Below are 24,275 nucleotides of genomic sequence, written 5' to 3'. Positions count from 1 at the left end.
TAAGATATTAATATCTGATTCAAAAATTGCAGCGTAATTTAAATGGAAGGCATTCATATCAATGAATCTGATTCCTGTGCCTCGAAGGACTGACCATGTGATTGGAGAAACGAAAACGAAGCCGCATTTGCGACCCCGTTTAATACAATTTCAATCAAAATAAATTTTACGTGCTCTAATTGATTTTCATCCAATAATTTTGACAGGAATCTTTACATGTGTAATGACAAGTCTCAGGGCATGTATTTCCTCATGTGTAATTGCAGCTGCCGTCGCATGTGCCATTGCATGAAACGAGACAAGTTTTATTATCTCCACAGGTTACGCCGCAAGTCTGATTGCAAACAGAATCAGAAATTCCTCCACGACCATTGGAATTCTAAATAAGTTTCTGCTCCTCTTCTCAATTGATTCATTTCGTCGTGCTCGATCCTCGCTATGACTTCTTTTTTCAATATAAGTTTTCTTATAAGGCATAAAGATTAGATAGTTTTCCTACTCTTTTACAGATTTTCGGAATCCTCTGATTTATCATTTAAACACCATATGCAGATTGTCCGTGTAGATATGTAAGAATCCATACCTCTTCTTACTGCACACATCGTATTCGATATCCAGCTTCTCCGGAATCTGAAAGTCGAGATTATCGGTGTATTCGATTAGGCCCACGCCCCAGTCCGTTTCGATCACTTTCACGTCGCAGTGCGTGTGTCGCGTGTACTTTACCATCGATTTTCAGACCGTGCCCACCCATGAACCGTCGGGATGATCTTCGTTTTGGGAGGCTTCGCAGTCGGGCAGGCAATCGTGGATCACGACGACTCCGCCTTCGTTCAGGTGCATCAGCGAATTACGGATATCGCGGTCGGCTTGCGCTTCGAGGTAATACGATATCGTACTTTTTATCCGGATAAGCGGCAAAGAAATCGTCCGAAGTCATCCGGTAAGTCAGGTAGGGGAGAAACCGGTTGAGGTCTTCCTGCGTCCATGCCGCACAGAAGTTGCTCGACGGATCGTAAGGATCGACCGATTCTTTGAGTTCGCACCGGATTTTCGTGAAATTCGGTTCCGGATCGTCGAGCCCGATCTCGAGGTACGAGCGGTATCCCTGTTTCCAGATCAGATAATTGATAATGTCGGTTCGCGTAATCATGACTTTATTCGGTTAGTGGAATATATCAACTCATCATTAAGCATTCGTCCCAATCGGGTTCCCGGCCGGATACGGCGGCCATCAGGGCGAGACCGATACCGGCCAGTCCTTCCGACAGTCCCATGTGCAAGCCGTATAATCCGTTGTATGTGCTTATATCCTTGACCTACTGATCGAGCAATACCGTTTTCCCTCCATGAAAGAAGTTCCATCCCCGGAAACGATGTCTCATGAGCAGTACATCCGGGAAAAATTGCTGCCGGATGTTCGTGAAAATGGTACCGGGCCTAAACGTCACGTCGGATTGCGCGATGCCATGTATGCCCGGAGCCGGGATTCGAAAATTGCATACGTGATGAATCAACAACATCCGCAAGTGGACGATCCGTTTGACTATGTTGACTTCGTGAATGAACAAAAGGCATTCCGGCAGGCCTATCGCAACTGTCCGATAACGGAATTGCCGATACATGCCGTACAGACCGGTCGGGATGTGTTATTTTTCAGCAACAGTCCGCTTGGACTGCAGGGGCTTAAACAATTCTATCAGGAATTGGTTAACGGATATTTCTCGGTGCACAGCGAACGTGACCCCGTCTGCGAATATTCGGTATCCTAATAATTCATGGGATTTAAATGCTTTTACCGATCGGTACTACCAAAAGGGGGGGGGGAGACGGTATGTATCGTTTTCATTTTGAAGATGCCCTTTATGATCGCAAGCAGATTCCGGCGCCGGAGACCTGGATAGTCTTATAGATGTGGTGGTTAATTGCTTGTGGATAAGTTAGATGTCTGTTCTGTTCTTTTGGGCGCGGAACACAGGAAAAACAAAATTGTCAATTAAAGCCATTTTCCGATTTTTTATTTTCATTGCGTTTCTTACCTTGCACTTACTTCTACTCTCGACATCCTTCATCCGTTTTCGATACCATTTTTACCCCGCCTGTTTGAACGTCGTATCGTCGAATGATCATTGCAGCCAAAAGAGAAAAGCAAGTTTTTCGTGTTCCTCTGCAATGGTAATCATTTTCATAAAGCCATAACCGTACAGGCAGGCAAATGCCTACCTACTTATTTAATTTAGTTTACTTTACTTTACTTTAGCATATATAGAGGCTAACGTACTAAATTAAATTGTTTTTCGTGTTATCACGGCATTTTGCTAACATGGAAAGCATGAATGTTTTAGTCTCTGCCGCTTGTTTGACACTTCAAACCTTTTTATTCCCCCTTTTCGCTTTAATACTATTATGTCAATCGTAGCACCGGTTGGCATATTTGTTTTCCTCTTCGCTATTCGCTTTGTATTGGATAAGCCCTTTGCCTCTGTTTGCAGATTACATGGCAGTTCTCTCGACGACGAATGTCGGTCGGGGTCACTCCCTTAGTTCCGTGGCAGACGGGCAAGCCCGAACAAAAATAGCTTTGGCAAATGACTAATACCTGCAACGATGCGAATTGCCGATAAGTGTCCAATCGTAACTATACAAATTGACGTATTGCGACAACAGCTAAAAACGAGTTTCGATCTAAATCCTCGTGCTCCTAATAATTTTATTACTAATAATATTGTTAGTAATAAATATATTACTTATTTTTGTGCGGAACAACAATTAAAGATTATGGAGAACAAACCTTTTATATTCGGCATTGCGACATCGGGCGATAACTTTACCGACCGTGAGAAAGAAACGGAGCGTTTATTGCTAAATTTCCGGCACGGTGTGAATACGGTGCTGATTTCGCCCCGTCGCTGGGGTAAAACATCTTTGGTGCAAAAAGCTTGTCGTCTGGCACAGTCCGACAAACTGAAAATCGTTTATCTCGATATTTTCTCATGCCGTAGCGACCGGGATTTTTACGATGCCTTTGCTTCCGCCGTTCTCAAACAAACATCCTCGAAGGTGGACGAATGGCTGGAGAATATCAAACTGTTTCTTTCCCGTATCAGCCCCAAAATCTCGATGGGTGCAGATCCGATGACAGATTTTTCCATATCGCTCGAAATAGATCCCAAGAGCAACGATAGTGATGAAATCCTGCAGCTCCCCGAAAAGATAGCGCAGAAGAAAGGTTGCAATATCGTCGTCTGCATCGACGAGTTCCAACAGATAGCCGAGTTCAAGGATTCCAAGACATTCCAGAAACGGCTGCGTTCCGTATGGCAGTTGCAAAAATCGGTGTCTTATTGTCTGTTCGGCAGCAAAAAACATTTGATGAACGAACTGTTCGAGAAAAAGAGCCTGCCGTTTTACAAGTTCGGCGATGCCATTTATTTACAGAAAATAGGAACGACGGATTGGATCGACTACATCTGCGGACGTTTCGAGGCTACGGGCAAACAGATCTCGAAAGAGCTGGCCGAAAAGATTTGTCAAAGGGTAGACAATCACTCTTCGTATGTGCAGCAGTTGGCATGGCTGGTATGGGTTCATACGGACAAAATCGCTACGGAACGGGATTTCGAGGAAGCGTATCAGGATATTATCGACCAGAACACGCCGCTGTTCGAGAAGCAGACCGAGAGCCTTACGACCTATCAGATGAATTTCCTGCGAGCCATTTTAGACGGGGTTCATAGTGAATTTACCACACAGGAGGTACTACGTAAATACCAACTCGGCTCGTCGGCCAATGTCAGCATCGTAAAACGGGCGTTGGTAAAAAAAGAGCTTATCGAGATCGAAAAACGTCAAGTTATCATTCCCGATCCTGTAATGACGGTATGGTTAAAACGGGAACTTGGGGCATAAGCTTTTTTTTCGGATGAATCAGCTTGCTTGTGTGGGAAAACGTTGGTTCTGTCCTGTGGCACGCACGGCAGCCGATGTCTGAATGCGTCCGGGGAACAAGTATAGGTTTTGTGGGACACAAAACCGCCGATAGTGTCGGAGAACTTCCGGACACCGTAGTTTTTATACTCTATAATATATGACTATAATACAAGTCATTGTGCCAGCAATTGCTCTTGCAGCCATCTATTGAGTAAATCGGCCAATTCGTCATTATTCAGATCTTGCATCAGAAAATGCGTATTGCCATGTATACCGATTTTGGGTAATTCCACCAACGTTGCATTGCCTCCGTGTCGATTGATCGTTTCCACGAACTTGCGGGCCATTTGGAGCCGCACGCGCCAGTTCTCATCGCCGAGATTCTCGGACGGCGTTTCGGGAATATAGTCGCCGAAATAGAGGACGACAGGGATTTCCGTGAGCCGCTCGAACTGTTCCGTCGGAACGGGCGTTCCGGCTACGCCTCCCGTCAGCCCGTCGATACGTTCCGGGACTTCTCTTTCGGGGAACACGAATCCGCCCGGCTCATACGAAACGACCGCCTTGACCTGTGGATTTTGCATGGCAGACATCCAGCCGGGAAAACCGCCCGCCGAGTGGGTGACGAGAATATGGTCGCCGATACGGTCAGCCAATGCACCGAGGGCAGGTACATCCTCTTTGTGGTCGCTCAAATCGGGCGTCATTTCACGGAAAAATTGAGAAAGCGACACGGAATCTTTCGGGAATTGCACGCCCTCGTTATAATTCGGCCAAATGCCGATGCGCCAAATATCGAACCAGAACATCTCGTCGGTGACGGGCTTTACCGTCGTTGTTGCGGATGTGCGTCCGGCACGCCCCCTGCCCGGAAGATCCGCCACATAGCTGCTCCAGCCACGGCGTAGCATCAACGTAGCAAAGCCTTCCCGTCCGTCGGGGGTCATCTGCCAGCAAACGCCTGAGCCTCCGTAGCCGTGCACATAGACCAACGGCAGCTTTTTCGCATCAGCGGGTATCTGGAAATCCACGAAGGCATGATCGGCGCGATAACTCTGGCCGGTCTCTTCCTGCTCCACCCAACCGACGAATTTACGGTTGTCGTATGCTCCCGGCCGCTGTGTGGTTGTACCTCCTACCGAGAAGTGACCTTGTTTGACTATTGCAACAGGTTCTTGCGCTCCGGCTATTGCTGTAACTGACAGCAACAATACCGATAAAATTATCTTCTTCATTTCTTTTCCGTTATTTGATTCAACACTTTGCGAAGCGGTTCCGAATAGTTCTTACCGAGATTCATTTCAACGATGTTCAGCAATGCCGAGAGTTGTTCGGGCGTAATACCGAGATGCAGGCAAATAGACATGTGGCCGACAGCCATCGGTTCCACGCCGCTCACTCCTGCAAGGATGGACACCGTAGCGAGTTCACGTTCCCGGCAGGTCAGCAAGTCTCGCTCGAAAAGATCGGTAAACAAATGTTCTTTTAGAAAACGCTCGATAGTAGGGGCGAATACGGCATATCCTGCTTTCGGAGCATCGGCCGGCGTACCCGATATTTCGGCAAGCACGTCGCGTCCCCGCTCGTAGCGATTTCTGTCGTCCTTGACTGCGGATGCTTCCCGACCGACCGGGTCGTTTATTCCGGCCGCTTTCCGTTCGTCCACTACCTGCATGAAAATCTGGATTGCCCGCAGGCTGCGCGGAAACCCGCAATAGGCGTAGGCGTGAATCAACACTTCGTTTATTTCGTTAATGGTCATACCGGTTTCCAATGCCTGCGTAAAAGCCGGCTTCAGGTGCTCCAAATCTCCTTTACCCGTATAAGATGCCACTGCGACGATGGCTTGCTCACGGACGGTCAGCACCTCGTTCGCTTCGGCATAGCGGCTTTCCGCTTCAGTCGTGGCCTTACGGTACTCTTCGTCACTTACCGGTTCGAGCCATGCCGCCGCGTTGGTTTGAGGATTGGCGGTAATGGCTATATGGGCGAACCAACTGTCCGGTGCGGCCCCATGCCAATGCTCGACATCCGGCGCTATTTCCACGATGTCGCCCGGAAACAACCGACGGGCGGGCTCTCCTTTTTCCTGATAGTAACCGATGCCTGCGGTGGCTATCAACAACTGGCCGGCTTTGTGCGAGTGCCAACTGTTGCGGCAACCAGGTTCGAAGGTTACATTTGCCATCGGGACGTTCAATTCTTCCTTTTCGGTCAAAGGCGCAAGCCATACTTCGCCCGTAAAATTGGGGTTCGGGGATATTTTTTCGCCGAGCGGATAAGGCTGCCGGAAGGTTTCCGCAGTTTGCGCATAAATTATAACCGATGATATGGATAACATAGCTGTTAAAAATAAATTCTTAATTCTCATATCCGTTTTTTGTTTGATTATTTTCCTAATGTTCGTGTAAAGGCAAGCGTAGATAGCTGCCACTTGCCGTTCTCCATTACATATACCTCCGTAACGATAAACGGAAAGCGCACGGCGTTGCCGCCGACTACCGAGTGCAGATGAATCCGGCTGTAAACGGTAGCCGTTCCGGCCGCAAACTTCACCTGTACGTCGTGTATCTCGGTTTTCTTGTACCAGATGCCACCCGTGCGGATGGTGTTCAGCTCTTCCTGTTTGCCCCAATAGCCGCCCATGTGGACGAACTGCGAGTTTTTGTGAAACAGTTCCGCCAGCTTCTCCACGTTCTTCTCTGCCATCCATTCCCACTTACTGTTCGATAAATCAACTATCGCCTGTTCTTCGGCTGTAAATATTCTCTGATTCTCTTGCGCTTTTGCTCCGACCGTTAAGGTCAGAAACATAAATACCATAATGGCTATTGATTTCATATCTTTCCGATGTTAAGTTCCTACTACTCGCAAAAATAGCGGGAAGCCCGAAACCGGTCGATACAAAAAAATCGGAAAAAACTGCAGTTTTTTCCGATTAAGCGACACCGTCTATCCTGAATTATCTTCTCAAAGAGTTGCGTAAGGCAGGAATGCGTTTAAAGACATGTCCGATGGAAAGGACCGATGTGATAATTCCAACCCTATAATGCCATAATCCTATTCGAGAGTTCGCCCCATTAATATTAAGCAAAACAATTCCCGTAACGGATACGAATAAAAATACGATAGATAGCGCCATCGTAACTCTGCTTTTTCTGCCTATCCCGTTTTTTACAACTCCTCTATACCAACTCCAATGTGTAATTATATGGAATATTACAGTTATAAGGAACAAAAAACTTGTTAAAACGTGAAATACGGCCCAATTATGCCACACCTCGTGGGCATTCCCGTGTCCGGCAATATGTAATCCTATTCCCGAACATGCAGACAGAACGAATGTGAAAATTAGACCCCAATCTATTACAAAAATCTTTTTCATCTGTTTCCGATTCATACTATGTGACAAAGGTCGCCACTCCGATCGGATGCAGACGATAACAATTGTAAAGATCGAAGCCTAACGGCGATTTCTGATACGGGACAGGGAGACGGGGGTAATGCCGAGATAAGAGGCTATGTAATGTTGCGGAACCCGCTGAATGATATTCGGGTATTCCTTGAGCAATTCTTCATATCGTTGTTGCGGCGTATTTTTTATCCGCGACAGGAATAGTTGCTGATAGGAGTGAAACCGGTCGATGAGCTTTTCTTCATACGCTTGCCTCCACCGTGGGTCGTCTTTGATAATGGCGTAAAAATCATTCCTTTTTATCGCAGCGACTTCGGCAGGCTCAATGCTCTCTAAGTAGAAAAGGCTCGGCGTGCGCTTATATAGGCTATCAAACGAAGCGACAAAATCCCCCTCAAAAAAGAATTGGAAAGTAATGTCTTTCCCGTCGTTATAGAAAAACAGCCGCAGACAACCCTTACGGATCAAATAGAGTTTATCCGCAACTTTACCCTCTTCCAATAATATGGTTTTCGGGGGAATCGTCAACTGTTTTGCAACTGCGTAAAAATTAGACAGATAATCCGATGCCATAACTATTCCCTGTAATCCGTAGGTTTCATACCCAGATGTTGCTGCACGTAGCGGCTGAAATAGGCGGGCGACGAGAAGCCGAACATATCGGAAATCTGGACGAACGTCAATGATTTGTCGCGTAGCAGACGGGTAATGTCGAGTATCGTATAACGGTTGATCCAGTAGTTGGCGGCATACCCGCTTACCTTTTTCGACACTTCCGACAGATATTTGGATGTAACGCACAGACGGTCGGCGTAATAGGTCACTTCCCGGTGCTCGCGGTACGTTCCTTCTTCCAGCATCTTAAGGAAACGGCTCATAACGGAAGCGTTCTGCGTGGAGATGTCGCTTTCGCCATAGATGCGGGCATGGAAATCGAAAAAGTCGAGGATAGCCGCCTGCATAGCATTAATCAATACCTCGCGGTAGAACCGGTGCTCCGTATCTTTGATGCGTAGCTCCAGCAAGTCGAAATCGCGGCGACACACGATTTGTTGCTCGGGAGTAAGGTGCATGACGGGATTGAGAAAGAGCGCCAACGAACCTTTTATTCCGTAATTGCTCTGCGGCGTACACAAATTTATGAAACCGGGAGTCGCATAGATTATTTTACACCGGAAATCGTCCGACGGTTCTATTTTCTCCAACATTTTCCGTTTACGTACGATGGATACGTCTCCGGCGTGCAGTTCAAAAGGCCGTCCGTTGAAACGATAACGGCACGTTCCTCCCAGACAGAGCAAATGAGCCAGATACTCCTTCTCGCAATCCGTCCTCACGATGCCGAGCCTGTCTGCGACGATTATATCTTTCTGATCTTCCATGCCCTATCCGTTTATCCTCAAATACAAAAATAGAAATAAATCCGAAATGAACTTGCAATCGTGCGAACCACGACTGCAAGTCCTGCTGTTTTTAACACTATCCGACGGATTATCGTATGACATTAATCGTCCGCAACCAACTTTCCACTCCGTTTGTATCCTTTCCGGTGGTTCCGAATCCTTTCAGGTGTTCGGCGGCAGGGGTCAACTCCCTGATCCGCGCCAGCGTTTCATCGCGGTAGGTGGCAGCATAGGTGCAGAACGGCACGACGGTTTTCCCGCGGAAGTCGTAGCTCTCCGCGAACGTATTGATAATCATCGGGGCCGTCCACCACCAAACGGGACAACCGATGAATACGGTATCGTATTGTTCCCAACTCTCCACTTTCGATTTGATGGCCGGGCGGGCGTCGGCTTCCTTTTCGGCTTTCGCTACCTCGGTACAAGGCTTGTATTCGGCGGGATACGGTTTTTCGGGTTCGATGCGAAACAGCGTACCGCCGGTGAGCGAAGCGATGCGTTCGGCAACGTGCTGCGTATTGCCGCCCCAACTGAAATAGGCGACAAGCGTTTTTGTCGTTCTTCCGTTCGTGGCGACGGACTGAGCATTCGTCCCTGCACAAAGCAGTAGAGCGGCAAACAGTGTCATCAATTTCGTTTTCATATCCGTTCCGATAATCCAAGGTTTTTACCGAAAAATTCCGTCAGTTTGCCCACTGCTTGATTCACATATTCCGGTACATAGTAGGTCTTGATATGCGTCGCACCGGGGATAAGGAACAGTTCTTTGTGCTGCGTGCCGGTCGCCTTGCTGTAACATTGCTCGGTCATGTAAAACGTATCGGCGATGCTGCCGGCAATCATCAGCAAAGGTTGTTCGATCAGATACATTCCCTCGCTGGCATCGAACGCCATCAGGTCGATCAGACTGCTCTTGGTGTAACGGAACGTGGAGTTGGGATGCGCATGGCTTTGCAGGTAATATTCGTAGCCGTCGCGGTAGATGTCGAAAGGCAATGCGGCCGCCTGTTCCGGCGTCACGCCGCTCATATCGCCGACGTATTCGATTTCGCCGCTTTCGGCTTCTTTTTGGCGGGCAGCGCAGGCATCGGCGAGTCTTTCCTGCACGCTATTTATCTGTGAGTCGAGAAACCCGTTACGGCGTACCAGTCCCGTGTTGAACATGCTGAGTGTAGCCACCGCTTTGAACCGTTTGTCGGTCTGCGCGGCTTTCAGCGTGTAGCCGCCACCGCCGCAGATGCCGAGGATACCCACCCGCTGCGGGTCTACGCCCGGATATTGCAGTAGGATGTCGGCGGCCCGGCGGATGTCCTCGATGCGGTTGGCCGGCTTGTCCGCGTTGCGCGGTTCGCCCTCGCTGGCTCCCTGATAGGCGGCGTCGAATGCCAGGCAGATATAACCCTGTTCAGCCATGCGCTGGCTGTAAAGTCCTGCTACTTGTTCTTTAACGCCTCCGTTCGGATGCGCCACGACGAGGGCCGAATAACTTTTCGCCGGATCGTAGCCCGCAGGAGTATAGACGTTGGCGGCGATTTTCAGGCCGTTCAGGTCGTAAGTAATGGGATGAATATTTACCGCTCCCGCTTTATTCTCTGTAATGGCGTCGGCATACACCAAGCCGAACGGGTTGCTGTTGTGGCTCTCGAAATTCGACATATCGGCCGCAGCGAATGCTTTGTTCTTTTTCATAGTTTCCTGTGCGTTTAATGTGCCGGACAGCAGGCTCGCCATGCTCAGCACGCAGATACATACTTTTTTCATTATTCTCCTTCGGTTTTTGGTTTCTCTATAATGGGTGAACCTCCGAACACCTCGCTCATTTCGATCGTATCGAGTTCGGCGTCGATGGCCCGTACCTCTTCCGCAGACAAGCGTATATCCGTTGCGCCTATGTTCTCTTTCAGGCGACAGAGGCAACGCGTTCCGGGAATGGGAACGATCCACGAACGTTTGTTCATCATCCATGCCAGCGAGATCTGCGAGGCGGTGGCGCGGTGTTCGTCCGCCAACCGTTCGAGCAGGGCGAACAGCGGACGGTTCTTCACGAAACTTTCCCTGCGGTATTGCGGCATCGAGGCACGGTAGTCGGTTGTCGGGTCAAACGTAGTTTCGGCTGTATAACGGTTGCTCAACAATCCGTTGGCAAGCGGCGAGAATGCAACGAAACCCACGCCCAGCTCTTCGAGTACGGGAAACAACGTTTCGTGTCGGCGGACCATCATCGAGTAGCGGTTTTGTATCGCCGTTACGGGGCAGACACGGTGGGCGCGGCGCAGGTATTCTTCGGTCGTTTCCGATATGCCCCAGTGCAGGATTTTTCCCTCCCGGATAAGGTCTGCCATTACTTCCGCCACTGCCTCCGGTTCGATAGCCGGGTCGATACGGTGTTGGTAATAAAGGTCGATACGGTCGGTGTGCAAACGGCGGAGAGACCCTTCGAGCGAACGACGAATGGCTGCCGGACGCGAATCGGGGATCACGGCGTGCGTGCCGCTTGCTTCGGGACGGTCGAACGATATGCCGAATTTGGTGGCGATGACAACACGGTCGCGGAACGGACGCAGGGCCTTGCCCAGCAACTCTTCGTTATCGTGCGGTCGGTCGGCCGTGCCATACGCCTCGGCGGTATCGAAGAAGGTGTAACCCATTTCCACGGCATCGGCGAGCAGTTCCGTCATTTCCTTTTTGTCGGCGGGAGCGCCGTAGGCGTGGCTCATGCCCATACAGCCCAGCCCGACGGCCGATACCCTCAGCCCGCTCAATCCTAATGTTCTGTATTCCATATTTTCTATTATTTACGAAACGGTTGCCATTTAAGATAGGTCGCCGAACGCCAGAACCATTCCAGCGGGCCGTATTTGAAATAAGTGAGCCATATTCTACTGAATACGACTTGTACTATATAAAATGCAATTCCCAAACAAAATAATTCGGTAGCATGCCAACGGCCGAATATGGAGCCGAAACCCCAAAGCGAGAATATGATGGAGCCTATAATGCCTTGCGCTTCGTAATTTGTAAGTCCCATGCGCCCGTAAGGAGTCAATAGATTCAGGCATTTTCCTATACCTTTCATATGATACAGAATAACGAATCCCATCGTTATGGCTGCCGAGAAAAGAACCATATTCACATCGTTCAACGTCATGCGGAAAAGCGCTGTCGCAGAGGGGGTAATACCTTGCATGAAAGAGGTGTGTTCTTGCGGCAGGAGTCCGTTTATTCGACCGATAATCCACGCTCCGGCAGCAAACAATACGAATAGTGAGATGTTGCGGCGAGTGTGCAGGTGTACCGTTTCGAAAAAGCGGATACGCCCGACGACGAGTCCCAAAATAAAGAGGGCAAAAGTCAGATAACCACGACCGCCCCAATTGAACTGGTAATTTAATGTCCGCATTCGACCATCCGTGAGGTTGCTTTTGATGGTATTGGCAAGTGACGGAGTTTCTTGTGCGATGTCGGCCATTTGGCGCGGACGCTCGGCACGCACGCGTTCCGTTTCGGGGGCATTGGCAACTACGGTCGTTTCCCGAGGAGCCGCGATTTTATCGTAACCGAAAGATATCCAACGAGGAGCGCCTATCAGAATCAAGGATGCGACTACGACAAGTACTCTGGTCTTCAATGGATACAATAATACCAACACCAATCCGAATAGGGCATAAAACGATAGGATATCTCCCGAATAAAATGCGCTTCCGACTACGCCTATCAAAAAGAGTATTACCATACGCCAGATAAAACGCCGTCTGAAATCCACTCCTTTTCTCGCAGCACGATCCATTTGTATGAAAAAGCTCATACCGAAAAGAAATGCGAAAATATTTATAAAACGTCCCATGAGTACGTTGCGGGTCAACCAACCGATCCACTCGTCTAAAACAGGGAAAGCAGGTTCGGTTGGCGTAAATGCACCGAAATTAAAAATGCTGTAATGTTGCTGCATGTGTACCAGTACCACACCGAGTAAGGCGAATCCTCGCAGGGCATCGATTACGGTAATACGATTGTCTTTTACTGTTTGGTTCTGTCCCATAAATATAGCTAATGCGAATTTCAATTATTTGTCTTTAACCACGTTGTCCATGTTCGACATTGCAAAGTTAGAGAAGAACCTCAAACCGTAATTACAATAAATTCGGTTGGAACTACACTTATCTCGGTTTTTGTATCGTCCGATCCTGGACGATTGAATTTCAATGTAATTTACCGCAAAAAATGCAATCCAAACCGTATTTTTTATGCTGGTAACATATGTGAATATGCCTACATTTACACAACTGTAAAAACAAAATAATTAGCGTATGGACACAGTAAAATTGAACAATGGCGTCGAAATGCCGCAGATGGGTTACGGCGTCTATCAGGTATCGCCCGCCGAATGCGAACGTTGCGTAAGCGATGCATTGAAAGTGGGTTACCGGATGATCGACACGGCGCAGGCATACCACAACGAAGAAGGCGTAGGAAATGCCGTCGGCAAAAGCGGTATCGACCGCAAGGAGATTTTCCTCGTGTCGAAAGTGTGGATATCGAACTACGGGTATGAAAAAGCGAAAGCTTCCATCGACGAGAGCCTGCGTAAATTGCAAACGGACTATATCGACCTGATGCTCCTGCACCAGCCGTTCTGCGACCGTTACGGGGCATATCGCGCATTAGAAGAGGCATATAAGGATGGTAAACTACGTGCCATCGGCGTTTCGAATTTCTATCCCGACCACTTTATCGACCTGGCCAGCAACGTGGAGATCGTGCCGGCGGTAAATCAAGTGGAAACGCACGTATTCGACCAACAGACCGAGCCGCAGAAAATCATGGAGGAGTTCGGTACGCGCATCATGTCGTGGGGACCGTTCGCCGAAGGTCGCAACGGTTTCTTTACGAATCCGCTGTTGGCCGGAATCGGCGGCAAATACGGCAAAAGCGTAGCTCAGGTCGCCCTGCGCTGGCTTATCCAGCGCGGCGTAATTATCATTCCCAAATCGACCCACATCGAACGGATGCGGCAGAATATCGACATCTTCGACTTTTCGCTTTCCGACGAGGATATGGCCGCCATCGCCACGCTCGATACGGGCAGGAGCCTCTTCTTCGACCACCACGACGCGGAAACGACTCGAATGTTCATGGGATGGAAATAAAATGGTACTGGCTCCGCTGCCGGTACTGATTGTAGCAACCTACGACGAACAAGGTACGCCCCGCTATAAATGTAGGAGGCGTTCAGCGCGGTTATCATCACGTAGCATTGAACCTCTCTAATCATAAGACGACCGAGAATCTGGAACTTGAAAGGGCATTCTTTAAAGGGCTATTGGTCTTCGCCACGGTCGCCACGGCGCAACAGTACCGCACGAATATCTTCGGCATACGGGCCGGTTACAGCCTGTCGGATATGACGGGCAACTACCTGGAAGGGGAAAAATCTCCGACCCGCGGTCGAGTTTCCACGTGGGAGTATCCGACCGGATCCTGCTGTCGTGCCGGTATCCGCTCTACCTGGAGACGGGGCTCTATCTCTCGAACAAAGGCGTCAAACCGGATATCGCCTACGAAGACGTTCCGGGCACCTCGCAGATACGCCCGAGGGTCGCACTGATGTACCTGCAACTGCCTGTGATGATCGCCTACCATTTCCGGCTGGGACGCGCGACGGCCCTGCAACCGTTCGTGGGCGGTTACCACTCCGTAGGCATCAGCTGCAAGCAAAAAGAGGGGTACAGCGGCCGGATCACCGGTACGGCCACGACCGATTCGGCAAAACGGAAAACAACGCGCCCACCCGGTTTCCGGGAAAACGCCCGTCGAAACACGAAAAATCCCCTCCGGAATCCGGAGGGGATTTTTACGATCGCGCGGCGGCGGCATCGAACGGCGCCTGCCGCCGCAATCTATTTGTAAACTTCCCTGCGTGCGGCTTTCAGCGTATTCTTCATCAACGAGATGATCGTCATCGGCCCGACGCCGCCGGGAACCGGCGTAATGTAACTGCATTTCGGGGCCACCTCGTCGAACTTGACGTCGCCGAGCAGCTTCCAGCCCGATTTGGTCTTGTCGCTCGGAACGCGCGTAATGCCTACGTCGACGACCACCGCCCCGTCTTTCACCATGTCTGCGGTAACGAATTCGGCCTTGCCGAGCGCCGCGATTACGATGTCGCCGCCGCGCACCACCTTTTTAAGATCCTTCGTCCGGCTGTGGCACAGCGTCACCGTACAGTCCCAGCCTTTCTGCGACAGCAGGTTGGCGATCGGACGGCCGACGATGTTGCTGCGGCCGATCACGACGCAATGCCGTCCGGCGGTTTCGACCCCGTAATATTTCAGCAATTCGAGAATCCCGTCCGGCGTGGCCGGCAGATAGGACGGCAGTCCGGAGATCATCCGCCCGGTATTGACCGGATGAAAACCGTCGACATCCTTTTTCGGATCGATCGCTTCGATCACCCGTTGTTCCGAGATATGTTTCGGCAGCGGCAACTGAACGATGAAACCGTCCACCTGCGGATCGGCGTTCAGCCGGGCGATCTCGCCGAGCAACGCCTCTTCGGACGTCTCCTCCGGCAGCCGCAGCACGGTCGAACGGAACCCCACCTCGCCGCAGCACTTCTCTTTATGTCCCACATACGTCTGGCTCGCCCCGTCGTTGCCGACCAGAATGGCCACCAGATGCGGCGTCCGTTTCCCGCCGGCGACCCAAGCCGCCACTTCGGCCGCAATCTCCCGGCGCAGGCTGGCCGCCACCTCTTTTCCGTCTATTATCTGCATCGTATACGTGTTTAGTCGTTATCGTTTCATCCGTCCGGCCATCTTGGCCATTTGCGGCATACCGCCGGCTACGGTCTTCATCATTTTGCGCGTATCGTCGAACTGTTTGAGCAGGCGGTTCACCTCCTGCACGGTCGTCCCGCTGCCCGCCGCGATCCGCTGCTTGCGACTGCCGTTGATCAACGCGGGATTCTCGCGCTCCTTCGGCGTCATCGAATGAATAATCGCCTCGGTCTGCTTGAACACGTCGTCGTTGATCTCGACGTTTTTCAGCGCCTTGCCGACGCCGGGAATCATCGACGCCAGATCCTTCAGGTTGCCCATCTTCTTGATCTGCGTGATCTGCGTCAGGAAGTCGTTGAAATTGAACTGATCCTTGACCAGCTTTTTCTTCAGCCTGCGGGCTTCCTCCTCGTCGTACTGCTCCTGTGCCCGTTCGACCAGCGACACGATGTCGCCCATGCCGAGAATACGGTCGGCCATACGTTCCGGATGAAACACCTGCAACGCGTCCATCTTTTCGCCCGAACTGATGAATTTCAGCGGTTTGTTGACCACCGCACGGATCGAAATCGCCGCGCCGCCGCGGGTATCGCCGTCGAGTTTAGTAAGCACTACGCCGTCGAAATCGAGCCGGTCATTGAACTCCCTGGCGGTATTCACCGCATCCTGACCGGTCATCGCATCGACTACGAACAGGATTTCGCTCGGCGAAACGGCCTTTTTGATCGCAGCGATCTCCTGCATCATCTGCTCGTCGACCGCCAGACGCCCCGCCGTATCGACGATTACCGTATTGATGTGATTGGCCCGCGCGTATTTAACGGCATTTTCGGCGATCTGCACCGGATTCTTGCTACCCTCTTCGGTATAAACCTCCACGCCGACCTGATCCCCTAGTATCTTCAACTGGTCGATGGCGGCCGGACGGTAAACGTCGCCCGCCACCAGCAGTACCTGGCGGCCTTTCTTGCTCTTGATCAGGTTGGCCAACTTGCCGGAAAAGGTCGTCTTACCCGACCCCTGCAACCCGGCGATCAGCACCACAGCCGGCGAACCTTCCAGGTGGATATCGCTCATCGTCCCGCCCATCAGTTCGGCCAATTCGTCGCGGACGATCTTCGTCATCATCTGTCCGGGCTTGACCGCCGTCAGTACATTCTGTCCCAGCGCCTTGGCTTTCACTTCGTCGGTGAACGTCTTAGCCACTTTATAGTTGACGTCGGCGTCGATCAGCGCGCGCCGGATCTCTTTCAGGCTCTCGGCGACGTTGATTTCGGTGATGCGTCCCTCTCCTTTCAGGATCTTAAACGACCGTTCGAGTTTATCGGTAAGATTTTCAAACATATTTCGAAGATTTTTTCAGATTCAGCACAAGTCGGAAACGGGCTTCCGCCTCCAGCCTACAAAAATACGATATAATTTTTAAAAAACAGACAATCCGCGCCAAACACCGCCGCAATTATCCGTCCGACGGCAGCGTCCCCTGCAAACGGATCGGCAAACAACCGGTTCCGTCGTTTTCCAAGCCGTTCCCCCGGAAACACTCCGCCTCACTCTATTTTAAAAACTTTTTAAACAACCGGATACTGCGGTACGGAGCGTACCGCAACGGAATATCGATCCACCGGGGCGAACGCACGACGGCCCGCAGGTTGCTGAACAGTTCGAACGAGAACCGTCCGTGATACTTTCCTATGCCGCTGCGCCCGACACCGCCGAACGGCAGCCGGCCGTTGGCCAGTTGCACGACCGTATCGTTGACGCAGGCCCCGCCCGACGAAGTGGAGCGCAGCACCCGGTCGGCTTCCCGACGTCCGCCGAAATAATAGAGCGCCAGCGGTTTGTCGCGCTCGTTCACGTAGCGGATCACCGTTTCGATATCGTGAAACCCTTTGACCGGCAGCAGCGGCCCGAAAATCTCCTGTCGCATGACCGGACTGTCGTCGTCCGGCTCGTCGATCAGTGTCGGGGCCACGTAACGCTGCTGCGGATCGCAAGTTCCGCCGAAAAGGATCTTTCCCGAACCATGCATCATCCGCTGCAGCCGTTCGGCAGCCTGCACCGAAACGATCCGCGGATAATCGTCGCTGAGGCGCGGATCGTCGCCGAAAAAACGACGGACGGCCCGCTCCATCTCGACGCACAATTGTCGCTTACGGTCGGCGTGTACGAACAGGTAATCGGGAGCCACGCAGGTCTGTCCGGCATTCAGCAATTTTCCCCAAACGATCCGTCGGGCGGCCAGCGGGATATCCGCATCCCGTCCGACGATGCAAGGGCTTTTTCCGCCAAGCTCCAGCGTCAGCGGCGTCAGATGTTCGGCCGCGGCCCGCATCACCGTCTGTCCGAACGCCGATCCGCCCGTAAAAAAAATAGAATCGAAACGCTGTTTCAGCACCTCTTCGACGACCTCGGGCCCTCCCTCCAGAAACGACACGTAACCGGGCGGAAAAACCTCGCCGATCAGTCGTTTCAGCAGCGCCTCCGCCCGGAACCGGACGTCGCGCGTACGACCCTCGGCGAAATAACGGCGATGCCCGCGGAGGAGCGATTCCATATCTTCCGACATATCTTCAGGTTATTTTATTACGGGCGAAGTTAACATTTTCCGCGGAACGGAGCGCCGCTCCCCCGAAAACCGTCCCGAAAGGAAAATGCCGTATCTTGGCTCCACGTCGGACATTTAGGACATCAATCCTGCGAATCAGGACACTATATCACGCCATTTTTGCCGATTTTTGTAGAAAAGATAGGATGTATTCACAACTAATCTTGTTGCCAAATGGCTGAAATGAGCAAAAAAAACATTGGGACGCACGCCGGAATGGTGTGGGGCCTGTTGTGCGACGGAAGGAAATGGAATTACGACGAACTGCGCGACAAACTGCGGCTCCGCGACCGCGATCTGAACGCCGCGCTGGGCTGGCTGGCCCGCGAGGATAAGATCGAATTCGAACACGAAGGCGGTAGTACGCAGGTCTATCTGAAGGAAGCCGTCGGAACCAACAATTTCTTTTTTTAACCCCCGACGGACACAACCGTTTGTTCCGGACTGCGTCGGATGGGAACCTTCCCCGTTCAGCGCAGTTTGTTTTTCTCGAAATGCGGGGCCACCCGCAGTTTGAAATAGAGCGCCGAGACGACGGTCAGGCAGGCGCCGAACAGATAGGCTTTGTCGAACGACCCGATCTGAGCGATATACCCGCCCAGCAACAGTCCGGCGCCGATACCGACGTCCCACGACGTCAGGTAAGTCGAAGTAGCGGTTCCGCGCTGGCCGTTCGGCGCCAGGTTGACGAACAGCGTATTGAACGCCGGAAACATCGTCCCGAAACCGACGCCGAGAAACAGCGCCACAGCGAAAAACAGGTATTTGCACAACACGGGATTCCACACCGCGATCGCAGCGCAGGAGGAGAGCACGAAGAAGCAGACGCAAACCAGATACATTCCCAAAGCGATCACCTGCGTCACGCGCCCTTTATCGACCTGGCGTCCCGAAAAGATCCTCGAAATCGCCATCCCCACGGCCATCAGCGTAAAGAAGATCCCGACTTTCGACGTAATCCCGATCTCCGCGGCATACATCGCCACGTACGTCGTGGTCATTCCGTAGGGGATCGAAAGCAACAGCAAATCCAGACCGGCCGGTAGCCCTTTGAGCAGGATAAACCGGTCGAGCGAAACCGGTTCGCGTTTGACCGGTTCTTTGGCCGGAGTCCGCACCAGGCAAGCCATCGCGAATCCCAACGCGCAGGATGCGAGCGAACAGAGGAAAATCGTCTCGAACGAGCAGGACTCGTGCATGAACAACCCGACCATCGGCCCCACCGACATCGCGATGTTGTTGGCCAGACCGTAATAGCCGATCCCCTCGCCGCGGCGCGACGAGGGCATGATATCGATTACCACGGTATTCCCGGACACCGTAACCGCCCCGAACGCAAAGCCGTGCACCACGCGGAAAATCATGAACAGCGTCAGGGTTCCGGCTACCAGGTAGCCCGCGAAAATAGCGGTAAACACAAAATAGGCCAGTAGATAAAGCGGTTTGCGGGCAAACGTATCGAGCAAATAACCCGAGAACGGCCGGATCGAAAGCGCAGCGATCACATAACAGGAGAGCGCAACGCCCACCGTAGCGCGCCCGGCCCCGAACACTTCGGTCAGGTAGAACGGCATCACCGGCATCAGCAGGTAAAAGCCGAAAAACAGCAGGAAATTAGCCAGCAGGATGCAGCAGTAACTCGGCGTGACGAGGCGGTCTCTATTCATAGATCGATGGATTTGAAACTGCGCAAAGGTAGCGATGTTTTCCGAATTCCCGCACGCCGAGAAACCGACGCATTCGCCGCGAAACGGAATACGGACCGAGCCGTCCGTTTCGCGGCGACCGAAACGGCAAAATACCGCCTTGCAAAATAAACACGTCATTTTCAAACGGTTATTCCGCCTCCGTTTTCAATCGGGAAAACAAACGACAAGACATTAATAATCAATGTGTTATCAAATATTCACAACATTAAATCAAAATGCTACATCGAAAGGATCTTAAAATTATTTAAGAAAATGAAATAACCGTTATATTTGCATTCAAGTTTTAGGTTCATTTAGATAAGTAGTTTTTAGGTTAGTAGGGAAGAAAAACGGTAGACGGATCCATTCCGCCGGCTGTTTTTCTTTTTTTATACCCGTTACAAACCGTTCCGGCCGAAAAAAACGGAATCGGAAACCGAACATTAAACAACTGATAAAATGGATATTAACACAACAGAAGAAAAGCGAAATGCAAATATTATTAAAAAAATTTAATAAAAATTTGGAAAAGCGGCCGATTTATCTTTATCTTTGCAGTGAAGTTTTAGGTTAGTAGTTTTAGGTTAGTAGGAGAGAAAAGCGGTAGAGGAGATCATTCTCCCTGCTGTCTTTTCTTTATTTTTTTGCAGCCGGTTCCATTTTCATACCGCACGACGCCACGCAACCAGCTCAAATACGGTCGGTCCGCCACGCGAACGCCTCCGCCCGCGGCAAAACGCCCCCCTTATGTAAAAAAAGATTATTTTTCGCCGGCCGACGCGCCGACTTTGTAGAGGTTTTTACGCCGGATACTAAGGCTGACCCAGTCGTTGAAATTGAAATAGCGGATAATCCACTTCGGATAAGGATTCCAGGCGACTTTCTCCACCGGCAGCGCAGTGTGCTCGGGCAGGCGCTCGTCGCCGGACAAGATAAACACGTCGGGGCAGGTTCTGCGCAATCGCCGGGCCTCGCGTTCCAGTTCCGATATGGAACCGGCCAAGCGAAGCTCCATATTGCGCGGCATGTAAAAACGGGCAGTGACCACGCGGGGGCCGATCATGAATTCGCCGTAGCTGTAATAAGTGGGTTCGTCCTTCACGTTCAGCACGCACACCCGCTCTTTGCCGCGGCAGTAGTCGTCCATCATCCGGTAGAAAAAGATATCCGTATTTTTGATCGGAATGACATTATAAACGATCAGCGCGAAGTTCAGAACGACGGCGAGCACGCCGACCAACCGGACGATCCGGTTTCGCAGCAACCGCTGCGGCAGGTCGCGCGCCAGCAAAACGGCGAAAAAGGGAATAAACGGCAGCACGGGGAACAAAAAGCGGAGCTCCTTGTGGCCGACCAACTGGTGCGCCAGCAGGAAAGGCACCATCGTCCAGGTGATGACGTGTTTGGGATTCCGAACGAAAAACCAGCACGTCGCCGCAAGAATCGCCAGGCCGTAAACGACGAATCCCTTGCTGACCGTATCGCTCAGGTAGAAATACCACGGTTTGATGCCGAACTTATCGATGTGGGAATTCAGGATATTTTCCCTCACGTAATTGACCGGCGAGCAGGTCCAGGTCCCGTACAGCCAGTAATCGACCAGCACGCCGACGCCCAGCATCGCGGCTCCTCCCAAAGCCAGGCCGGCGAGCAGTCGCCAGCGCCGGGCGAACACCAGCAGCCAGAGCCCGAATCCGAACAACGCGAATCCCACTTGGTAGCGCGAAATAAAGGCCGCGCCCGCCAACAATCCCATCCCTGCGCCCCACACGAAAGGGCGCTTCCGCTCCCGCTGCCCGTATGACAAATAGACCGAGACCAGCAACAACAGCAGATTCCCCGAGAACGTTTCGGAACTGAACCGCACATGGAGATACACCATGAACCACAGGAAAAAACTCAGCAACAACAGCCACTTCTCCTCGCTCGGTCCGGACAGCGTCCCGCGAACGGCGCGGTAAAATGCGAGTACGGACACGATGGACAGCGCCCCGCTCAATACGTGCAGCAGCGAGAACAACAGGTACGGAGAATAGATTCCTCCGGCATCCAACAGCCATCCGAGTCCGTAGGCGATCATCGGTTGCAGTCCGGGGCGCATCATCAGGACGTATTCCCACGGCAGTTCGGCCGGAACGGGCGTTCCGAAAAGCTTCATGTGCGCGTATTCGAGAATCTGGAAATGCTCGTCCGGATGATAGACCTCGTTGCTGAAAAACGCGAACAGAAGCGTAAACAGACACCCCGTCAGAATGATGTATTTCGGTGTGATTCCCCGGAAAAAAGAAGCCATATCCTCTGAAAATAAGCAAATGCGCCGTACCATAAAGGTTGCAAAGTAAATCAAAAATCCTCAAAAGGCCTTTTTTATCCATTAATTAATGCTTAAATTTGCACCGTTTTATTCAAAAGTCCCGAGTCTAACTAACTACGATAATTTATAATGACCAAACAAATCAAATTCATTCCGGCCGCCGAAGCGGTGAAAGTGATCAAAACCGGCGATCACATTCACCTGAGCAGCGTGGCCAGCGCGCCGCAGTGCCTGATCAACGCCATGTGCGACCGCGGACGCAACAAAGAATTCGAACACGTGCACGTGCACCATCTGCACACCGAAGGGCCCGCTCCCTACGCGGCTCCGGAGTTCGAAGGCATTTTCCAGCTCGACTCGTTTTTCGTAGGCGGCAACGTCCGCAAGGTGACCCAATCGGGCTACGCCGACTACATCCCGGTATTCCTCAGCGAAACCCAGAAACTGTACCGCAGCGGCACGTTGCCGTGCGACGTGGCGATGATTCAGGTATCGCCCCCGGACGCGCACGGCTACGTATCGCTGGGCACTTCGGTCGACGCCACGCTGGCCGCCGTCGAGTGCGCCCGTACGGTGATCGCCGTCATCAATAAACACGTTCCGCGCTCGTTCGGAGACGCGTTCATCCACGTTGACGACATCGACCTGTTCGTACAGGACGACAAGCCGCTCGAAGAGGCTCACTTCTCGACCCCGAACGAGACCGAAACGGCGATCGGCAAGCACTGCGCCGCGCTGATCGAGGACGGCGCCTGCCTGCAAATGGGCATCGGCGCGATCCCGAACGCCGTGCTCGCCCAACTGACCGGGCACAAAGACCTCGGTATCCACACCGAGATGTTCGCCGACGGCGTGCTGCCGCTGGTCGAAAGCGGCGTGATCAACGGACGCAACAAAGCCATCGACAAAGGCAAGATGGTCTCCACGTTCCTGATGGGTTCGCAGAAAGTATACGACTTTATAGACAACAACCCGGGCGTCGCCATGATGGACGTCGGCTATACGAACGACCCGTTCGTCATCGCCAAGAATCCGAAGGTGACGGCGATCAACTCGGCCCTGCAGGTCGATCTGACCGGCCAGATCTGCGCCGATTCGCTCGGCACGAAATTCTACTCCGGCGTAGGCGGCCAGATCGACTTCATTTACGGCGCATCGCGTTCGGAGGGGGGTAAGGCGATCCTCGCGATGCCTTCGGTAACGAACAAGGGAATCAGCAAGATCGCCCCGGAACTGACCCTCGGCGCCGGCGTGGTGACCACCCGCTCGCACGTGCATTGGTTCGTCACCGAATACGGCGCGGTCAACCTGTACGGGAAATCGCTGCAGGAGCGTGCGCGGCTGATTATCAGCGTCGCGCATCCGGATCACCGCGAAGCGCTCGACCGCGCGGCTTTCGACCGCTACGGAGCGCACCACCATTACATCAAAGCTACGACGAAAATCTGATCGTTCCCCGTTTCGATCCGCAAAAAACAGCGGAGGCTTTTATAAGCCTCCGCTGTTTTTATATCGGCGGTCCGCATCGGTACGTTCCGGCACGCCCCCGGTCAAATATCTTCGGGAACCAGTTTCCCGTCCGGCCCCCTTTTCATCGGCGGCGCGGGATCGGTAGATTCCGGCAGTTTGTCGTTCGCGACGATCGTACCCGAATACTGCATCAGGTTCCGGTTCGAAACCATATCCAATATGGCCTGTCCGGTCTGGTCGTAAATCGTAAAGACGAACGTATAGGCCGTCCCGGTATTATCCGTAGCCGCGAACGACACTTTCCATCCGGAGTCGTTGCGCTGCGTCCGGAAGCCGGTCATCTTGTCGGTGTCGAAATTGACGACCGCATTATAGGTCATTGCCCTGCCGATCACCACCGGAATATGCACCTGCAAACGGTTTTTGAAAATCCCGATGTAATAATAAAAGTCGTTGATGATCTGCGAGCCGCCCCGCGGCCCCCACTCCATGCTCACCGGCAGAAACTGGAAATCTCCGGACGCCACCATCGAATCCAGTCGCTCCATGAAACGCTGCTGGCGCAACTGGCGTTCGGCGGCGCTGCGCTGGCGCCGGTCGGGCTGTTGCGCGGCGGCCGTCAGCGCGGCGGCGAGCATCGTAAAAAGCAACCATTTTTTCATGACGTCTTT

General features: G+C 52.0%; 24 protein-coding genes. 6 read left to right on the top strand and 18 right to left on the bottom strand.

Going from position 1 to position 24,275, the window contains the following annotated elements; all coding sequences use genetic code 11:
* Window positions 1-531: 531 nt before the first annotated feature.
* Entirely contained in the window at window positions 532-729 is a 198-nt protein-coding gene (locus GFH31_RS04690) for a hypothetical protein (RefSeq protein WP_101573832.1), read from the bottom strand.
* Between the two features lie 121 nt (window positions 730-850).
* On the bottom strand, window positions 851-1,153 hold the full coding sequence (locus GFH31_RS04685; protein WP_101573834.1) for a hypothetical protein: 303 nt from the start codon (window positions 1,151-1,153) through the stop codon (window positions 851-853).
* 196 nt (window positions 1,154-1,349) lie between these two features.
* On the opposite strand from GFH31_RS04685, the gene GFH31_RS04680 reads away from it, so the two are divergent.
* Window positions 1,350-1,772, top strand: coding sequence for a DUF6047 family protein (locus tag GFH31_RS04680; protein ID WP_153498122.1), 423 nt, complete (start codon window positions 1,350-1,352; stop codon window positions 1,770-1,772).
* Window positions 1,773-2,778: 1,006 nt separating this feature from the next.
* Window positions 2,779-3,909: an AAA family ATPase gene (locus GFH31_RS04675; protein WP_101573837.1), complete on the top strand. Its 1,131-nt coding sequence runs from the start codon at window positions 2,779-2,781 to the stop codon at window positions 3,907-3,909.
* Window positions 3,910-4,103: 194 nt separating this feature from the next.
* On the opposite strand, the gene GFH31_RS04670 is transcribed toward GFH31_RS04675, so the two are convergent.
* The 10 genes from GFH31_RS04670 to GFH31_RS04625 form a co-directional block, all read right to left on the bottom strand.
* Window positions 4,104-5,165, bottom strand: coding sequence for an alpha/beta hydrolase (locus GFH31_RS04670; protein ID WP_101573839.1), 1,062 nt, complete (start codon window positions 5,163-5,165; stop codon window positions 4,104-4,106).
* Window positions 5,162-6,301 carry a carboxymuconolactone decarboxylase family protein gene (locus tag GFH31_RS04665; RefSeq protein WP_153498123.1) on the bottom strand — a complete coding sequence of 380 codons (1,140 nt, stop codon included), beginning with the start codon at window positions 6,299-6,301 and terminating at the stop codon, window positions 5,162-5,164. The genes GFH31_RS04670 and GFH31_RS04665 overlap by 4 nt, the downstream gene beginning before the upstream one ends.
* 17 nt (window positions 6,302-6,318) lie before the next feature.
* Window positions 6,319-6,744 carry a nuclear transport factor 2 family protein gene (locus tag GFH31_RS04660; protein ID WP_410488883.1) on the bottom strand — a complete coding sequence of 142 codons (426 nt, stop codon included), beginning with the start codon at window positions 6,742-6,744 and terminating at the stop codon, window positions 6,319-6,321.
* Between the two features lie 148 nt (window positions 6,745-6,892).
* A complete protein-coding gene (locus tag GFH31_RS04655) occupies window positions 6,893-7,315 on the bottom strand; it encodes a DUF4405 domain-containing protein (protein ID WP_101573843.1) in 423 nt (140 codons plus the stop codon).
* A gap of 78 nt (window positions 7,316-7,393) precedes the next feature.
* Window positions 7,394-7,918 carry a Crp/Fnr family transcriptional regulator gene (locus GFH31_RS04650; RefSeq protein WP_055206262.1) on the bottom strand — a complete coding sequence of 175 codons (525 nt, stop codon included), beginning with the start codon at window positions 7,916-7,918 and terminating at the stop codon, window positions 7,394-7,396.
* Window positions 7,919-7,920: 2 nt separating this feature from the next.
* Window positions 7,921-8,727 carry a helix-turn-helix domain-containing protein gene (locus tag GFH31_RS04645; protein WP_101573845.1) on the bottom strand — a complete coding sequence of 269 codons (807 nt, stop codon included), beginning with the start codon at window positions 8,725-8,727 and terminating at the stop codon, window positions 7,921-7,923.
* A 109-nt stretch (window positions 8,728-8,836) separates the two neighbouring features.
* Window positions 8,837-9,391, bottom strand: a complete 555-nt coding sequence (locus GFH31_RS04640; RefSeq protein WP_101573847.1) for a flavodoxin — start codon at window positions 9,389-9,391, stop codon at window positions 8,837-8,839.
* Entirely contained in the window at window positions 9,388-10,509 is a 1,122-nt protein-coding gene (locus GFH31_RS04635) for an alpha/beta hydrolase (protein WP_153498125.1), read from the bottom strand. The genes GFH31_RS04640 and GFH31_RS04635 overlap by 4 nt, the downstream gene beginning before the upstream one ends.
* Complete coding sequence (locus GFH31_RS04630; RefSeq protein WP_153498126.1) at window positions 10,509-11,531, bottom strand: aldo/keto reductase; 1,023 nt, start codon at window positions 11,529-11,531, stop codon at window positions 10,509-10,511. The genes GFH31_RS04635 and GFH31_RS04630 overlap by 1 nt, the downstream gene beginning before the upstream one ends.
* Window positions 11,532-11,539: 8 nt before the next feature.
* Window positions 11,540-12,811 carry a DUF418 domain-containing protein gene (locus GFH31_RS04625; protein WP_228385801.1) on the bottom strand — a complete coding sequence of 424 codons (1,272 nt, stop codon included), beginning with the start codon at window positions 12,809-12,811 and terminating at the stop codon, window positions 11,540-11,542.
* A gap of 244 nt (window positions 12,812-13,055) precedes the next feature.
* Here GFH31_RS04625 and GFH31_RS04620 point away from each other — a divergent pair, with 244 nt between their 5' ends.
* Both GFH31_RS04620 and GFH31_RS04615 read left to right on the top strand, forming a co-directional pair.
* A complete protein-coding gene (locus GFH31_RS04620; protein WP_153498127.1) occupies window positions 13,056-13,895 on the top strand; it encodes an aldo/keto reductase in 840 nt (279 codons plus the stop codon).
* 310 nt (window positions 13,896-14,205) lie between these two features.
* Entirely contained in the window at window positions 14,206-14,655 is a 450-nt protein-coding gene (locus GFH31_RS04615; RefSeq protein WP_153498128.1) for a hypothetical protein, read from the top strand.
* Here GFH31_RS04615 and GFH31_RS04610 read toward each other — a convergent pair.
* From GFH31_RS04610 to GFH31_RS04600, 3 genes are all read right to left on the bottom strand, one after another.
* Window positions 14,646-15,521, bottom strand: a complete 876-nt coding sequence (locus tag GFH31_RS04610; protein ID WP_153498129.1) for a bifunctional 5,10-methylenetetrahydrofolate dehydrogenase/5,10-methenyltetrahydrofolate cyclohydrolase — start codon at window positions 15,519-15,521, stop codon at window positions 14,646-14,648. The two genes, GFH31_RS04615 and GFH31_RS04610, sit on opposite strands and share 10 nt — an antisense overlap.
* An 18-nt stretch (window positions 15,522-15,539) precedes the next feature.
* Window positions 15,540-16,868, bottom strand: coding sequence for a signal recognition particle protein (ffh, locus tag GFH31_RS04605; protein WP_055205226.1), 1,329 nt, complete (start codon window positions 16,866-16,868; stop codon window positions 15,540-15,542).
* A 211-nt stretch (window positions 16,869-17,079) separates the two neighbouring features.
* Window positions 17,080-18,093 carry an aldehyde dehydrogenase family protein gene (locus GFH31_RS04600; RefSeq protein WP_153498130.1) on the bottom strand — a complete coding sequence of 338 codons (1,014 nt, stop codon included), beginning with the start codon at window positions 18,091-18,093 and terminating at the stop codon, window positions 17,080-17,082.
* A gap of 222 nt (window positions 18,094-18,315) precedes the next feature.
* Here GFH31_RS04600 and GFH31_RS04595 point away from each other — a divergent pair, with 222 nt between their 5' ends.
* Window positions 18,316-18,546, top strand: a complete 231-nt coding sequence (locus GFH31_RS04595) for a winged helix-turn-helix domain-containing protein (protein WP_055205419.1) — start codon at window positions 18,316-18,318, stop codon at window positions 18,544-18,546.
* Between the two features lie 56 nt (window positions 18,547-18,602).
* Here the strand turns inward: GFH31_RS04595 and GFH31_RS04590 are convergent, their stop codons facing one another.
* Window positions 18,603-19,799: an MFS transporter gene (locus GFH31_RS04590; protein WP_101573912.1), complete on the bottom strand. Its 1,197-nt coding sequence runs from the start codon at window positions 19,797-19,799 to the stop codon at window positions 18,603-18,605.
* A 781-nt stretch (window positions 19,800-20,580) separates the two neighbouring features.
* On the bottom strand, window positions 20,581-22,113 hold the full coding sequence (locus tag GFH31_RS04585) for a hypothetical protein (RefSeq protein WP_172970777.1): 1,533 nt from the start codon (window positions 22,111-22,113) through the stop codon (window positions 20,581-20,583).
* A 150-nt stretch (window positions 22,114-22,263) separates the two neighbouring features.
* On the opposite strand from GFH31_RS04585, the gene GFH31_RS04580 reads away from it, so the two are divergent.
* Window positions 22,264-23,583, top strand: a complete 1,320-nt coding sequence (locus tag GFH31_RS04580) for an acetyl-CoA hydrolase/transferase family protein (RefSeq protein WP_101573861.1) — start codon at window positions 22,264-22,266, stop codon at window positions 23,581-23,583.
* Between the two features lie 101 nt (window positions 23,584-23,684).
* Here GFH31_RS04580 and GFH31_RS04575 read toward each other — a convergent pair whose 3' ends face one another.
* Complete coding sequence (locus GFH31_RS04575; protein ID WP_055205221.1) at window positions 23,685-24,266, bottom strand: DUF4251 domain-containing protein; 582 nt, start codon at window positions 24,264-24,266, stop codon at window positions 23,685-23,687.
* Between the last annotated feature and the right edge of the window lie 9 nt (window positions 24,267-24,275).

The organism is Alistipes sp. dk3624, assembly GCF_009557455.1.
Taxonomy (GTDB): Bacteria; Bacteroidota; Bacteroidia; order Bacteroidales; family Rikenellaceae; genus Alistipes_A; species Alistipes_A hominis.
This window is presented reverse-complemented; position numbering and strand designations above follow the sequence as displayed.

Coding starts and splice junctions, on each gene's coding strand:
- GFH31_RS04690 (WP_101573832.1), bottom strand. CDS start 729: ATGGTAAAGTACACGCGACACACGCACTGCGACGTGAAAGTGATCGAA.
- GFH31_RS04685 (WP_101573834.1), bottom strand. CDS start 1,153: ATGATTACGCGAACCGACATTATCAATTATCTGATCTGGAAACAGGGA.
- GFH31_RS04680 (WP_153498122.1), top strand. CDS start 1,350: ATGAAAGAAGTTCCATCCCCGGAAACGATGTCTCATGAGCAGTACATC.
- GFH31_RS04675 (WP_101573837.1), top strand. CDS start 2,779: ATGGAGAACAAACCTTTTATATTCGGCATTGCGACATCGGGCGATAAC.
- GFH31_RS04670 (WP_101573839.1), bottom strand. CDS start 5,165: ATGAAGAAGATAATTTTATCGGTATTGTTGCTGTCAGTTACAGCAATA.
- GFH31_RS04665 (WP_153498123.1), bottom strand. CDS start 6,301: ATGAGAATTAAGAATTTATTTTTAACAGCTATGTTATCCATATCATCG.
- GFH31_RS04660 (WP_410488883.1), bottom strand. CDS start 6,744: ATGTTTCTGACCTTAACGGTCGGAGCAAAAGCGCAAGAGAATCAGAGA.
- GFH31_RS04655 (WP_101573843.1), bottom strand. CDS start 7,315: ATGAAAAAGATTTTTGTAATAGATTGGGGTCTAATTTTCACATTCGTT.
- GFH31_RS04650 (WP_055206262.1), bottom strand. CDS start 7,918: ATGGCATCGGATTATCTGTCTAATTTTTACGCAGTTGCAAAACAGTTG.
- GFH31_RS04645 (WP_101573845.1), bottom strand. CDS start 8,727: ATGGAAGATCAGAAAGATATAATCGTCGCAGACAGGCTCGGCATCGTG.
- GFH31_RS04640 (WP_101573847.1), bottom strand. CDS start 9,391: ATGAAAACGAAATTGATGACACTGTTTGCCGCTCTACTGCTTTGTGCA.
- GFH31_RS04635 (WP_153498125.1), bottom strand. CDS start 10,509: ATGAAAAAAGTATGTATCTGCGTGCTGAGCATGGCGAGCCTGCTGTCC.
- GFH31_RS04630 (WP_153498126.1), bottom strand. CDS start 11,531: ATGGAATACAGAACATTAGGATTGAGCGGGCTGAGGGTATCGGCCGTC.
- GFH31_RS04620 (WP_153498127.1), top strand. CDS start 13,056: ATGGACACAGTAAAATTGAACAATGGCGTCGAAATGCCGCAGATGGGT.
- GFH31_RS04610 (WP_153498129.1), bottom strand. CDS start 15,521: ATGCAGATAATAGACGGAAAAGAGGTGGCGGCCAGCCTGCGCCGGGAG.
- ffh (WP_055205226.1), bottom strand. CDS start 16,868: ATGTTTGAAAATCTTACCGATAAACTCGAACGGTCGTTTAAGATCCTG.
- GFH31_RS04600 (WP_153498130.1), bottom strand. CDS start 18,093: ATGTCGGAAGATATGGAATCGCTCCTCCGCGGGCATCGCCGTTATTTC.
- GFH31_RS04595 (WP_055205419.1), top strand. CDS start 18,316: ATGAGCAAAAAAAACATTGGGACGCACGCCGGAATGGTGTGGGGCCTG.
- GFH31_RS04590 (WP_101573912.1), bottom strand. CDS start 19,799: ATGAATAGAGACCGCCTCGTCACGCCGAGTTACTGCTGCATCCTGCTG.
- GFH31_RS04585 (WP_172970777.1), bottom strand. CDS start 22,113: ATGGCTTCTTTTTTCCGGGGAATCACACCGAAATACATCATTCTGACG.
- GFH31_RS04580 (WP_101573861.1), top strand. CDS start 22,264: ATGACCAAACAAATCAAATTCATTCCGGCCGCCGAAGCGGTGAAAGTG.
- GFH31_RS04575 (WP_055205221.1), bottom strand. CDS start 24,266: ATGAAAAAATGGTTGCTTTTTACGATGCTCGCCGCCGCGCTGACGGCC.